This is a genomic window from Agrobacterium genomosp. 13 str. CFBP 6927 (assembly GCA_900012615.1).
Lineage (GTDB): Bacteria > Pseudomonadota > Alphaproteobacteria > Rhizobiales > Rhizobiaceae > Agrobacterium.
Window position 1 is genome coordinate 2,142,363 of the sequence record LT009756.1, and the last position, 12,261, is coordinate 2,154,623.

Consider the following 12,261-nt stretch of genomic DNA (forward strand, 5'->3'; position numbering starts at 1 on the left):
TATAAGAAGAAATCTATTAGAATAAATTTATTAACTCGATCTCCTTTCTGAACATCAGCATTTCCCGTTCTTTCTCCTGCACATCGGGGAGCCGCAGGAGATAGGAGGGATGCACGGTGATAAAAAGCGTCCGCCCTTCCTGCATCGGTATCGGGCGACCCCGTATCTCCGATATCTTTTCCTTGCCGCCGGTCAGCGCATAAAGCGCCGTCGCGCCCATGGCAACGACCAGCTTCGGTCGCACCAGCGCAATTTCGCGGTTGAGCCACCAGCGGCATTGCTCCACTTCACCAGCGTTCGGTCGCTGGTGAATGCGCCGTTTGCCGCGGGTTTCGTATTTGAAATGTTTGACGGCGTTGGTGACATACAGCTTTTTGCGGTCAATGCCGGCTTCGGCCAGAACCCGGTCTAACAGCTGACCCGCGGGACCCACGAAAGGTTTTCCGGCAAGATCCTCATGATCACCGGGCTGTTCACCGACAATCATGACTTTCGCATCCTCCGGCCCCATGCCGAAAACCGTCTGGGTCGCCTTGCAATGCAGGGCACAGCGCGTGCATTGGCTGGCCTCCCGCGCCAGCGACGCCAACGTCCCGTCCGGCACCGGCTGCGGCATTTCCCGCGCCGAGGCGGCGGCCTGCAGGCGGTGGTGGAATGGCTGCGGCTGGCTTGCCGCCTTCGCCGCCATCTCCAGCACCCGCGCCTCGGCACCCAGAACGAGACCGGGAATAAGGTCCGCTTCCGGCAAATTTTTCCAGTATTTCTTCGGCATCTCCGCCGTCATCGCCTTTATCTTCAGCCGCGCCGGATTGAATATATTGGCATAATAGGTTCGCCACAGCTCGTCCGTCTCATCCGTCAATTCCGGCTTCGGAAGCGCCTGCCGCGATGTCCTGAGCACATCTCCATCCCATTGTGCAGAGCCGTTCGGCGTCGCAATCAGCCAATCCATGTCGGTGAATCGCCGCTGGAAAAACGGGGCCGTTCGCTCGACGATGAAATGATCCGGCTCGAACCATGCCACGAAGCGCCGCCGCCCGCCCTGCCCCTGCGGCAGGGGCAATTCCTTGAAACGGACGAAGGCCGTCATCTTGTGACAATCCCGGCGCACTGATTTCTCAAGCAGCCGAACCTCTGAAACATCCGGATCGGACTTGAACTGCAACAGGGCCCGATCGCGCTTCAGCCGCCACAGCAACCGGTAAAGCAGCGCGAAACGGCCCGGATCGCTGTGACAGATAATGGCTTGCGCCAGAGCCACGAAGGAGGCCGGAACGGACACTTGCGCGCCACGCGCGCCCGGAACCGGCAACGCCTCTCCGGCAAAATCGAAAAGCCCGGCGCCGTCATTCCGCAACCGCCAGTCAATCATGTCAGGCGGAATATCGGCGGCAAGCGCCGCACGCGCGGCATCCCGCCACTCGCTGAAGTCGCCCCGCCCTTCCAGAACCGTGCTGTACATCACAACAGCGACAATTGTTCGGGCTGCGGTGCAAACATCGCCCGCAGATCGGGCCGCTCGGTCAGCTTGCCCGGCGTCCAGCCTTCCGCCACGATAAAGGCCTTCACCTTTTTGAGGGAAACGCCAAAGCGGGCGATATCCTCCAGCCGCAACCGCCGGAAGCGGCGTGACGACAGGACTGAAGCCACGGTCTTGGTGCCGAAGCCGGGCACGCGCAGCAGCATTTCCCGATCCGCCACATTGACATCCACCGGAAAGCGCTCGCGATTTTTGAGCGCCCAGGCCAGCTTCGGGTCGATATCGAGATCGAGCATGCCATCGCCGCCGATCGCGGTTATCTCGCCAATATCGAAACCGTAAAAACGATAAAGCCAGTCCGCCTGGTAAAGCCGGTGTTCCCGCATCAAAGGCGGCTTGATGAGCGGCAGGTTCTTCGACGAATCGGGAATGGGGCTGAAGGCCGAATAATAAACGCGCCGCAAACCGTAACTGCCATAAAGCCGGGCGCTGGTGGAAAGAATGGTGCTGTCATCGGCCCCGTCAGCCCCCACGATCATCTGCGTGCTCTGCCCGGCGGGAGCAAAACGTTTGGTCTTGCGTGTCCGGACGGTCGGCTCCCCCGCCTCCTCGATCTTCAGCCGGATGTCGGCCATCGAGCGGCGAATATTGGCAGGCTGCTTTTCCGGTGCGAAACGATTGACGCCGCTATCCGTCCGCAATTCGATATTGATCGACAGCCTGTCAGCGTAAAGCCCCGCCTCCTCAATGAGCTTTGGCGATGCTTCGGGAATGGATTTCAGATGGATGTAACCGCGAAACCCATGTGTGACGCGCAGTTCCCGCGCCACCCGCACCATTTCTTCCATCGTATGATCGGAAGAGCGGATGATGCCGGAGGACAAAAACAGCCCCTCGATATAATTGCGCCGGTAGAACTCCAGCGTCAGCCACACCACCTCCTCGGCAGTAAACCGCGCCCGCTCGACATTGCTGGAAGAACGGTTGATGCAATAGGCGCAATCATAAATGCAGAAATTGGTGAGCAGGATTTTCAGCAACGAAATGCAGCGCCCGTCCGGCGCATAGGCATGGCAAATGCCAGACCCCTCTGTGGAACCAAGCCCGCCGGACGCGGCAGAGTTGCGTTTCGTCGTGCCGCTGGAGGCGCAGGACGCATCGTATTTGGCCGCATCGGAAAGAATGGCCAGCCGTTGCCTGATTGACTTCTTCATGATTATGTTCACTATATGTTCTATTGAAAAATGTCAATCTTGTCGGTTAAGGCGCTGAATAAATGAAGAAATATTCCTGCCTCAAATTTGCTGGCATTTCGCTGTCGTCTTCTGATATAGTCGGCTCAGTTATGATTTTGGCATGGTTCCGGAGTTCCTCTCCGGAACCTGTTTCTTTTTGTGTCTGCAAGTAAAGCGACAGGACTGCGAAGGATAAAAAAATGGTAGAAAAAGTACCGATGACTCAGGGTGGGTTCGTCAAGCTGCAGGAGGAGCTGCGTTGGCGCCAGCAGGAGGAACGTCCCCGTATCATCGAGGCGATTGCGGAAGCGCGCGCCCATGGCGACCTTTCGGAAAACGCCGAGTACCATGCTGCCAAGGAAGCGCAAAGCCACAATGAAGGCCGCATCACCGAACTCGAAGACCTGACCGCACGCGCGGAGGTCATCGACCTTTCCAAGATGTCCGGTTCGAAGATCAAGTTCGGCGCCACCGTGAAACTGGTGGACGAAGACAGCGACGAGGAAAAGACCTATCAGATCGTCGGCGACCAGGAAGCCGATGTGAAGGCCGGTCGCATTTCCATTTCCTCGCCGATCGCCCGCGCCCTCATCGGCAAGGAAGTCGGCGACAGCATCGAAGTCAACGCCCCCGGCGGCGCCAAGGGCTACGAGATTCTCGCGGTACAGTGGGGCTGATGCCCTCACGCGCAATGCGCCCCAGGCGGGCGCATTGCTTTTTTTGACGTCTTCAATCCCCCCGCATTAGCCGCAAAGACGGAAGCCCATCTTGTCCCACGTCAGTCTGAAAGATGTGCAGGTGCTTGCGCCGAACTTCAAACGCAGGCTCTCCGGCGTCACCTCCACCATCGTTCAGCTCATTCCGGTGCAGAACCGGCTGGGGCAGAAAGTGGCCGTCATCGGGCCGGGCCTGCCGACGCATCTGCCGCATGTGCGCTTCCGCGATCTGTGGCGGCTCTGGCAAAACGGCCCGCAGGGCGGCCCGCGCATCTGGCATGCCCGCCGCAATCTTGAAATGTTGCCGGGTATTTTCATGCGCGATGTGCTGCGCATGAAGGTGAAGCTGCTGTTCACCTCGGCAGCGCAAAGGCGGCATTCCGCCTATACCCGTTTTCTGATTTCGAAAATGGACGCCGTGGTCGCGACCAGCACCCGCTCCGGCTCGTTTCTGGAAGTGCCCCATCGCGTCGTGATGCATGGCGTCGATACAGACCTGTTCCATCCCGCAACCACAGCCGAGGACAGCATCGCCGCGACGGGTCTTCCGGGCCAGTACCTGATCGGCTGCTTTGGACGGGTGCGCCACCAGAAGGGCACCGATCTCTTCGTGCGCGCCATGATCGAACTCCTGCACGACTACCCGCAATGGACAGCCGTGGTTTCCGGCCGTGTGACGGCGGAACACAAGGCTTTTGCCGAAACACTTGAGGCCGGCGTCAAGGCCGCCGGCCTTTCGGACCGCATCGTGTTTCAGGGTGAGGTGGACGACATCAAGCCGTGGTACCGGCGGCTGACGCTCTATGTCGCGCCGTCGCGCAACGAAGGTTTCGGCTTGACACCACTAGAGGCCATGGCGTCGGAAACGGCCGTCGTCGCCAGCACTGCCGGCGCCTATGAGGAAATGATCGTCAAGGGCGCAACCGGCGCAGTCGTTGAAGCGGATGACTATGCATCGCTCAGGGATGCGATAAGGACCTATCTTGCCGATCCGGCTCTGGCCGAAAGCCACGCCCGTGCCGGTCTCGCGCATGTGCGCAGCACATTCCCGCTTGAAAAAGAGGCGACAAGTCTCGGCGAAGTCTATGAGGCTTTGCGGCGCGGGTAATGCACCTCAAGGCAAGAATAAAGCCTGCCGATCAGATTTCCACCAGACCGACCCGCTTGACCTGCCGGATGGTGAGCATGGTGCGCACCGTATCGACATTTTCGTCCGCCGTCAGAACCTCGATGACGAAATCCTGAAACTCCGTCAGATTTCTGGCAACGCAATGCAGCAGAAAATCGCTTTCGCCTGACACCATCCAGGCCTGCCGCACCAGCGACCAGCCGGCGGTTGCCGCGGCAAAGGCCTTCAGATTGCTGTCCGACTGACGCTTGAGACCGACCATGCAGAAGGCGACAAGATCGAAACCGAGCTTCGGCGCGTTCAACATGGCGTGATAACCCTCGATCACGCCCGCCTCTTCCAGCTTGCGGACGCGCCTGAGGCAGGGCGGAGCGGAAATACCGACCCTTTCGGCCAGTTCCACATTGGTCATGCGCCCGTCGCGCTGCAATTCGCGCAGGATTTTCAGATCGATGGCATCGAGTTCGACGCTGGTCACGGAGACGTTCCTCGTTAAGCTGGAGAAGTTCCTTGTACTATTCGGCGCGGGATTCGCAAGAATATGCCGCCGGCCGGTCACAAAATTGCGCGCACATCCACAACTGCCTTGTTGGTAACGCAAGGCTGCCCTTGAATAAAGGCACTAGACAACCTTAAATACCGGGCAATGAAGGGGTGTTGCCCGTCCGCCGTCATGCGGCTGGAAGGCTCGGTGCAAAAAGGCACCGTTGCGAAAGACCCCGCTATTGAAAGGAATGTTTCCCATGTCTGCCCGCCACACGAAGGTATTGATCATAGGCTCTGGTCCCGCCGGTTATACCGCGGCGATCTACGCGGCCCGCGCAATGCTCAAACCCGTGCTGATTGCCGGCATGGAACAGGGCGGTCAGCTGATGATCACTACCGATGTCGAAAACTATCCGGGCTTCGCCGATCCGATCCAGGGCCCCTGGCTGATGGATCAGATGCTGAAGCAGGCGACGCATGTGGGCGCGGAAATCGTCAGCGACCTCGTCACCGAAGTTGACACCACGACCCGGCCTTTCGTGGCCAAGACCGATTCCGGTCAGGTCTGGACCGCCGACACGCTGATCATCGCCACCGGCGCCAAGGCCAAGTGGCTCGGCATTGAGAGCGAGCAGCATTTCCAGGGCTTTGGTGTTTCCGCCTGCGCCACCTGCGACGGTTTCTTCTATCGCAACAAGGATGTGATCGTGGTCGGCGGCGGCAACTCCGCCGTGGAAGAAGCGCTGTACCTTGCCCATATCGCCAAATCGGTCACCGTCGTGCACCGCCGCGACAGTTTCCGCTCGGAAAAAATCCTGCAGGAACGGCTGTTCGCCAAGGAAAACGTCAAGATTCTCTGGAACACGGAGATCGCTGAAATTACCGGTGCGCCCGCAAAGCCGCCAATGCCACCCTCCGTTTCCGGCGTGAAGCTGCGCGACACCAAAACCGGCACGATCAGCGAATTCCCCATCGACGGCGTCTTCGTTGCCATCGGCCATGCGCCGGCGGTTGAACTCTTCAAGGGCAAGGTGAAGCTGAAGGACAACGGCTACATGTGGACCGCCCCCGATTCCACGGCAACCGACGTGGAAGGCATCTTCGCAGCCGGCGACGTCACCGACGACATTTACCGTCAGGCGATCACCGCCGCCGGCATGGGCTGCATGGCCGCGCTGGAAGCGGAACGTTATCTCACCGCGCAACAACCGCTCGCGGTCGCAGCGGAATAACCGAAAGGCAGGATAGGCATGGCAATGCCCTTGGACTGGGATAAACTGCGCATTTTTCATGCGGCTGCCGAAGCGGGGTCCTTTACCCACGCTGCCGACAAGCTGCATTTGTCCCAGTCGGCCATCAGCCGTCAGGTCAGCGCGCTGGAGCAGGATGTCGGCGTCAAGCTGTTCCATCGCCACGCTCGCGGCCTCATTCTCACGGAACAGGGCGAGTTGCTGTACCGCACCGCCCATGACGTGCTGCTGAAGCTCGAAACCGTCAAGATGCAGCTCACCGAAACGACGGAGAAGCCGAGCGGCAAGCTGCGCGTGACAACGACGGTCGGTCTCGGCCAGGGCTGGCTGACGGACAAGGTGCAGGAATTCCTGCAACTCTATCCGGAAATGTCGATCCAGCTCATCCTCGACAATGAGGAGCTGGACGTGAACATGCGCCATGCCGATTGCGCCATCCGCCTGCGCCAGCCGCAACAGTCTGATCTCATCCAGCGCAAGCTGTTCACGGTGCACATGCACGTCTATGCCGCACCGTCCTACATCAATCGTCACGGCGAACCGCAGTCGATCGAGGATCTGGACAATCACCGCATCATCTCCTTCGGCGAACCGGCGCCCAACTATCTGCTTGATGTCAACTGGCTGGAGAATGCCGGACGCTCCTCCGACAATACGCGCACGCCGCATCTGCAGATCAACAGCCAGACCTCGATCAAGCGCGCCTGCCTGCTGGGCATAGGCATCGCCTGCCTGCCGGATTACATCGTCGGCCGCGACCCCGGATTGATTCAGCTGTCACTCGCCGCCGATATTCCCTCGTTCGATACCTACTTCTGCTATCCGGACGAGATGAAAAACGCTGCAAAGCTGAAAGCCTTCAGAGACTTCATCGTGGCAAAAGCCCGAAACTGGAATTTCTGACGTTTAAATAGGCCAACGCCACAAAACATCATACTATTTCATGGAGTTGGCCTGTCCGGCGCAGCCATGCGCCGGGTGCGCTCCATGCCAGCTTTGCACAGAAAATATACCGGAAATATGCAGACCTGCGTGATACGCATGCCTGACCTGCACAAAAAAGAGTTGTTTCGTGCACAAAAAAGCACCATATCGCTCTCAGCTGATGCACACGGTGGCTTTTCCTCCCAGTTCCACCGCATCAGCTGTTCCCCTCTGGAGGTTTTTGACCTTCACACTTAAAGGGCCCTGGATCTATCCGGCGGCCCTCTTTTTTTACCTGCAAGAATTTTCCCCAATTTCGCGAAATATCGCATGATGCAACCTTGTTTTGCATTATTGCCGCTCCCATATTTCAATCAGCTGTCACGCTTGCCTATGCACGCGACAGCTGTTCCCCTCTGGAGGTTTTGACCTTCAAACTTGTCAGGCCGCGGAGAAATCCAGCGGCCTTCTTTTTTGGAAGCTGCATGGCAACGGTCGATAGCCTTCACGGATACGTGAATTGTATATCGGGAATTATCGATATAAATATCGAACCTACCAGATATTAGAGAAGCGCAGATGAACCCGGAGGAAATCCTCAAAGCCCTTTCCCACCCTGCAAGGCTGAAGTTCCTTGAATGGCTGAAGTGTCCGGAAAACCACTTCTGTCAGGATCATCCGCTCAGCATGGGTGTATGCGCCAACCAGTTCCAGATCAGCGGCCTGTCGCAATCGACCGTGTCGTCCCATCTGGCGGTTCTGCAGGCAGCTGGCCTTATAAGGTCGAAGAAAGTCGGGCAATGGGTGTTTTTCGAACGTAACGAGGAAACGATCGACGCCTTCCGCAATTATCTGCAAGCCAATCTTTGAGCCTCCCAAGCTTCAAGACCAGGGCATCGAACCGAAGACGGTAATCCGGGTTTCACAGGGTTCGATGCCCGAAACAAACAGAGAGCGCGTCCCCCGCGCAATTTCGCCAACCGACCAGAAAGTGAAGTCGCATGACCAGTCTTTTCGAACCGGCACAGGCCGGCGATATCGCACTCGCCAACCGTATCGTCATGGCCCCCCTCACCCGCAACCGTTCGCCGGGGGCAATTCCCAATAATCTCAACGCCACCTATTACGAACAGCGCGCGACAGCCGGGCTGATCGTCACGGAAGGCACACCGATTTCCCAGCAGGGTCAGGGTTATGCGGATGTTCCCGGCCTCTACAAGCAGGAAGCGGTCGAAGGCTGGAAAAAGATCACCGACGGCGTGCATTCGGCAGGCGGCAAGATTGTCGCGCAGATCTGGCACGTAGGGCGCATTTCCCACACGTCGCTCCAGCCGCATGGCGGCCAGCCTGTCGCCCCTTCGGCCATCCCCGCCAAGTCGAAGACCTATATCATCAATGATGACGGCACCGGCGCCTTTGCGGAAACCTCCGAGCCGCGTGCACTGACCATCGACGATATCGGCCTTATCCTTGAAGATTACCGCACCGGTGCACGCGCAGCGCTTGAGGCCGGTTTTGACGGCGTCGAAATCCATGCCGCCAATGGTTATCTGATCGAGCAGTTCCTGAAATCCAGCACCAACCAGCGCACCGATGAGTATGGTGGCTCCATCGAAAACCGCGCCCGCTTCCTGCTGGAAGTCGTGGATGCGGTTGCGGAAGAGATTGGCGCCGGTCGCACCGGCATCCGCCTTTCTCCCGTTACCCCCGCCAACGACATTTTCGAGGCCGATCCGCAGCCGCTTTATAACTATGTGGCGGAAGAGCTTGGCAAGCGGGGTCTCGCCTTCATCCATGTTGTTGAAGGTGCAACGGGTGGTCCCCGCGACTTCAAGCAGGGCGACAAGCCCTTCGATTACGCCGCCTTCAAGGCCGCCTATCGCAATGCCGGCGGCAAGGGCCTGTGGATCGCCAACAACGGCTACGACCGCCAGAGCGCCATCGAGGCGGTGGAAAGCGGCAAGGTCGATGCCGTGGCCTTCGGCAAGGCCTTCATCGCCAATCCGGATCTGGTGCGCCGCCTGAAGGATGACGCACCGCTGAACGAGCCGAACCAGCCGACCTTCTATGGTGGCGGAGCTGAAGGCTATACCGACTATCCGGCTCTTGGCTGATAATCATCGACAAATCCAAAACGCCGCACCGCTCCATGGCAGTGCGGCGTTTGCCGTTTCAGGACAGGCTGCGCGCCTGCCGCGCGGCAAAATCGGAAAACGCCCCCATGACGAAGGCATTGGCCACATGCAGCGCCTGCAGCAGGCCACTTCCGGTTTCCCGCCCGATGCTCATCAGGGCCACCTGGAAGCAGTAGAGAGCCAGCAGCGCGACCGCGCGGGCAAGGTTGGGTCGAACCTCGTCGTAGCGCAGGGCAAGGACCACCAGCGACACGATGGGAATGGCGATCAACATGCCAAGCCCCTTGTGCAGCGAAATCAGTGATCCGTCATAATAGATCGACAGTCCGGCCAGCAGCACCTGCGCAAAAATCAGCACCGGCACAATGGCCGAAATCAACGCGAATAGTCGGCGCCGAGCGGACATCCCGTTCACCGCGGTCGCCATCACACCCTGCCCCCGGCATCGGCCGGATGATGAAGGCCCGCCGCTTTCGGCACCTCTTCAAGGCAGCCGAGGCTCGCCAATGTCGTGGATACCGCCACATCGATCGGCGTTTTCGGTTCCGTTCCGAGAAAATCCGTGAGGTTGCGGTTGCTCATCCGGATCGGCATCTGCCAGAGATATTGCATTTCCAGCACCTCCCGGAACAGGGGAACGAAGGGCGCCGCCAGCTTTATGCCCAACCAGGATAGCCGCCGCCGCTTGACCGGATGGCCAACGGCCCGTTCGATCGCACCGACCAGCTGCAACCCATCGAAATCCCAGAAACCCTCCATGTGATAGACCGCAAAGGTCGAGAGCTCCTCGGCGCGATCAAGCAGTCGCCCGATCGTCTCGGCCACATCAGGCAGGTACGCCCATTGATGTCCCGCATGGGGTGCTGCGGGATTCTGGACGCTGCGGACCGGCTTTCCCGGCCGCACCAGCATCTGCGAAAACCAGTTGTTTTTTGCATCCGGCCCGAAAAAATCCCCGGCGCGGACAATCAGCACCGGCACGCCGCGCATCGACGCCATTTTCAGCCGTCGTTCCATCTCCACACGCAGCGTGCCCTTGCGGGTAAAGGGCTTTTGCGGGCTGTCTTCCGTCAAAAGCGGAAAGGCGTCCGGGCCGAAATTATAGACGCTGCCGGGAAACACGATCCTCGCTCCACAGGCTTCAGCAGCGGCAATGCTGTTGTCCAGCATTGGCAGCACCTGCCTGTCCCAGTTGCGATATCCGGGAGGATTGACCGCATGGACGACAAGCTGCGCGCCTTTTGCGGCCTCCACCACATCCTGCCGGTTCATGGCATCGCCGGTCACGCGCTCGACACCATCTGTCGCTGAGGCGGACACCGGCTGACGTGTCATCGCCCTCACCCGCCAGCCGCGCAGCAGCAGCATCTTCGAAATCTGGCTGCCGACACCGCCATTTGCCCCGACGATCAGGGCCAAAGGCCTGGCATTCTCAGCCGTATTTGCCTGGTTTTCATATATCATCGCCGTACTCCTTGTTATGGGCTGGAGTATCGTCCCGTTCCGCGGTATACGAAATTATCGAAATCAGTGGAGCGGCTATACAAAATATTATGACCAGAAGCCGCGACATCAGCTGGGATTTTTACCGCACCTTCCTCAGCGTGCTAAGCGACGGTTCGCTTTCCGCCGCCGCCCGCGAACTCGGCATCACCCAGCCGACGGCGGGACGCCATATCGGCGCGCTGGAAGAGGCTGTCGGCTTTCCGCTCTTCATCCGCTCGCCGCACGGGCTGATGCCGACTGAGGCGGCCCTTGCTCTCCGGCCCTATGCGGAAAATCTGGCGGCGACGACCGCAGCCCTCATGCGCGCGGCCTCGGGTGAGGTGGGCAAGATTGAAGGCACCGTGCGTATCAGCGCATCGGATATTATCGGCGTGGAAATGCTGCCGCCGATCATCGCAGCCATGCAGGAAGTTCATCCGCGTCTTGAAATCGAGCTGTCGCTCTCCGATACGCTGGAAGACCTTTTACGGCGTGAGGCCGATATAGCCATTCGCATGACCGAACCGCAGCAGGATGCGATCGTCATGCGCTACATTGGCAATTTTCGCCTGGGATTTCATGCGACGCGCGATTATCTGGCAAAAGCCGGCGCCCCGGAAAGCATGGAGGACCTCAACCACCACCGCATGGTCGGTTTCGACCGCAAGACGCCCTTTATCCGGGCGGCTATTCAGCGGATGCGTTCGCTCGATCCGGAAATACCCGATATTGAAGAGATTTCCTTCGAAATCCGCGCCGACAGCAACCTCGCCCAGCTTGCCATGATCCGCGCCAGCGCGGGCATCGGCGTCTGCCAGATCGGTCTGGCGCGCAAGGATCCGCGTCTCGTCCAGGTCCTTCCGAAAATCGACATTCCGCTACACACCTGGGTCGCGATGCACGAAAACCTCAAGACCTCACCGCGATGCCGGGCCGTGTTCAGCGCCCTTGTCGAAGGCCTCAAGCTCCATCTCAAGGAAACCGATCCGAACGCCCCGCCGCAACGGCGCTAGGACTGTTCACGCCTGTTTTTCAAAAAGGTCTGGCCGGAGATGAAGTCTTGTCGACCACCTCGGCTTCCGGCCGATCACCGCCCTGGCTATATTCCTCGTGCCATTGGCCGCGCTCGTCCTGATAGCTGATTTCCTCGTCATCACCCTCCACCTGCTGCTCGGCAGCAACGATGCGTGCAGCCTCGACCGCATCGGCATAGGAAGGGAAGGTTTCTGAATAAGCGCCATTCATGCGGTAGGCAAAGCCTCCGTCATGCTCGACGATTTCATAGACCACTTTGGTCATGCATGTTCCTCCTGTTTCAGTAGGCGACATGGCAACCACAACCGCGTTTCAAGCATTGCATCCGACGGGAACACCACGGCATGAGCAGCATGTCCTGCAACACCACTATCCTACCAAAAGCA

General features: G+C 59.0%; 13 protein-coding genes. 7 read left to right on the top strand and 6 right to left on the bottom strand.

Going from position 1 to position 12,261, the window contains the following annotated elements:
* Positions 1-16: 16 nt before the first annotated feature.
* Both AGR13A_RS10690 and AGR13A_RS10695 read right to left on the bottom strand, forming a co-directional pair.
* Complete coding sequence (locus tag AGR13A_RS10690; RefSeq protein WP_080835335.1) at positions 17-1,462, bottom strand: UdgX family uracil-DNA binding protein; 1,446 nt, start codon at positions 1,460-1,462, stop codon at positions 17-19.
* On the bottom strand, positions 1,462-2,694 hold the full coding sequence (locus AGR13A_RS10695) for a putative DNA modification/repair radical SAM protein (protein WP_080835338.1): 1,233 nt from the start codon (positions 2,692-2,694) through the stop codon (positions 1,462-1,464). Before AGR13A_RS10695 ends, AGR13A_RS10690 begins: the two co-directional genes overlap by 1 nt.
* A gap of 221 nt (positions 2,695-2,915) precedes the next feature.
* Here AGR13A_RS10695 and greA point away from each other — a divergent pair, with 221 nt between their 5' ends.
* Together greA and AGR13A_RS10705 are read left to right on the top strand one after the other, a co-directional pair.
* Positions 2,916-3,392, top strand: a complete 477-nt coding sequence (gene greA, locus AGR13A_RS10700; protein ID WP_003522847.1) for a transcription elongation factor GreA — start codon at positions 2,916-2,918, stop codon at positions 3,390-3,392.
* 91 nt (positions 3,393-3,483) lie between these two features.
* On the top strand, positions 3,484-4,539 hold the full coding sequence (locus AGR13A_RS10705) for a glycosyltransferase family 4 protein (protein ID WP_080835343.1): 1,056 nt from the start codon (positions 3,484-3,486) through the stop codon (positions 4,537-4,539).
* A gap of 31 nt (positions 4,540-4,570) precedes the next feature.
* On the opposite strand, the gene AGR13A_RS10710 is transcribed toward AGR13A_RS10705, so the two are convergent.
* Positions 4,571-5,038: an Lrp/AsnC family transcriptional regulator gene (locus tag AGR13A_RS10710; protein WP_003494724.1), complete on the bottom strand. Its 468-nt coding sequence runs from the start codon at positions 5,036-5,038 to the stop codon at positions 4,571-4,573.
* A 265-nt stretch (positions 5,039-5,303) separates the two neighbouring features.
* Here AGR13A_RS10710 and trxB point away from each other — a divergent pair, with 265 nt between their 5' ends.
* From trxB to AGR13A_RS10730, 4 genes are all read left to right on the top strand, one after another.
* A complete protein-coding gene (trxB, locus tag AGR13A_RS10715) occupies positions 5,304-6,278 on the top strand; it encodes a thioredoxin-disulfide reductase (protein ID WP_035220716.1) in 975 nt (324 codons plus the stop codon).
* A gap of 24 nt (positions 6,279-6,302) precedes the next feature.
* A complete protein-coding gene (locus AGR13A_RS10720; protein ID WP_020011327.1) occupies positions 6,303-7,199 on the top strand; it encodes a LysR family transcriptional regulator VtlR in 897 nt (298 codons plus the stop codon).
* Positions 7,200-7,799: 600 nt separating this feature from the next.
* Entirely contained in the window at positions 7,800-8,090 is a 291-nt protein-coding gene (locus AGR13A_RS10725) for an ArsR/SmtB family transcription factor (protein WP_003494718.1), read from the top strand.
* Positions 8,091-8,221: 131 nt separating this feature from the next.
* Positions 8,222-9,334 carry an alkene reductase gene (locus AGR13A_RS10730; RefSeq protein WP_080835346.1) on the top strand — a complete coding sequence of 371 codons (1,113 nt, stop codon included), beginning with the start codon at positions 8,222-8,224 and terminating at the stop codon, positions 9,332-9,334.
* A gap of 58 nt (positions 9,335-9,392) precedes the next feature.
* Here the strand turns inward: AGR13A_RS10730 and AGR13A_RS10735 are convergent, their stop codons facing one another.
* Together AGR13A_RS10735 and AGR13A_RS10740 are read right to left on the bottom strand one after the other, a co-directional pair.
* Positions 9,393-9,782: a DUF6220 domain-containing protein gene (locus AGR13A_RS10735; RefSeq protein ID WP_080835349.1), complete on the bottom strand. Its 390-nt coding sequence runs from the start codon at positions 9,780-9,782 to the stop codon at positions 9,393-9,395.
* The gene (locus tag AGR13A_RS10740; protein ID WP_080835353.1) at positions 9,782-10,819 is read right to left on the bottom strand and encodes an NAD(P)H-binding protein; all 1,038 of its coding nucleotides are present in this window, start codon (positions 10,817-10,819) and stop codon (positions 9,782-9,784) included. The genes AGR13A_RS10735 and AGR13A_RS10740 overlap by 1 nt, the downstream gene beginning before the upstream one ends.
* A gap of 89 nt (positions 10,820-10,908) precedes the next feature.
* On the opposite strand from AGR13A_RS10740, the gene AGR13A_RS10745 reads away from it, so the two are divergent.
* Positions 10,909-11,853: a LysR family transcriptional regulator gene (locus AGR13A_RS10745; RefSeq protein ID WP_080835355.1), complete on the top strand. Its 945-nt coding sequence runs from the start codon at positions 10,909-10,911 to the stop codon at positions 11,851-11,853.
* A gap of 19 nt (positions 11,854-11,872) precedes the next feature.
* Here the strand turns inward: AGR13A_RS10745 and AGR13A_RS10750 are convergent, their stop codons facing one another.
* Positions 11,873-12,139 (bottom strand): DUF2188 domain-containing protein, encoded by a 267-nt coding sequence (locus AGR13A_RS10750; protein ID WP_035220261.1) that lies wholly within the window; start codon positions 12,137-12,139, stop codon positions 11,873-11,875.
* Between the last annotated feature and the right edge of the window lie 122 nt (positions 12,140-12,261).

Bases quoted from the DNA above. Each gene is read 5' to 3' on its own strand.
- AGR13A_RS10735 (WP_080835349.1), bottom strand. From the start codon at position 9,782: ATGGCGACCGCGGTGAACGGGATGTCCGCTCGGCGCCGACTATTCGCG.
- AGR13A_RS10750 (WP_035220261.1), bottom strand. From the start codon at position 12,139: ATGACCAAAGTGGTCTATGAAATCGTCGAGCATGACGGAGGCTTTGCC.
- AGR13A_RS10745 (WP_080835355.1), top strand. From the start codon at position 10,909: ATGACCAGAAGCCGCGACATCAGCTGGGATTTTTACCGCACCTTCCTC.
- AGR13A_RS10720 (WP_020011327.1), top strand. From the start codon at position 6,303: ATGCCCTTGGACTGGGATAAACTGCGCATTTTTCATGCGGCTGCCGAA.
- AGR13A_RS10740 (WP_080835353.1), bottom strand. From the start codon at position 10,819: ATGATATATGAAAACCAGGCAAATACGGCTGAGAATGCCAGGCCTTTG.
- greA (WP_003522847.1), top strand. From the start codon at position 2,916: ATGGTAGAAAAAGTACCGATGACTCAGGGTGGGTTCGTCAAGCTGCAG.
- trxB (WP_035220716.1), top strand. From the start codon at position 5,304: ATGTCTGCCCGCCACACGAAGGTATTGATCATAGGCTCTGGTCCCGCC.
- AGR13A_RS10690 (WP_080835335.1), bottom strand. From the start codon at position 1,462: ATGTACAGCACGGTTCTGGAAGGGCGGGGCGACTTCAGCGAGTGGCGG.
- AGR13A_RS10725 (WP_003494718.1), top strand. From the start codon at position 7,800: ATGAACCCGGAGGAAATCCTCAAAGCCCTTTCCCACCCTGCAAGGCTG.
- AGR13A_RS10730 (WP_080835346.1), top strand. From the start codon at position 8,222: ATGACCAGTCTTTTCGAACCGGCACAGGCCGGCGATATCGCACTCGCC.
- AGR13A_RS10695 (WP_080835338.1), bottom strand. From the start codon at position 2,694: ATGAAGAAGTCAATCAGGCAACGGCTGGCCATTCTTTCCGATGCGGCC.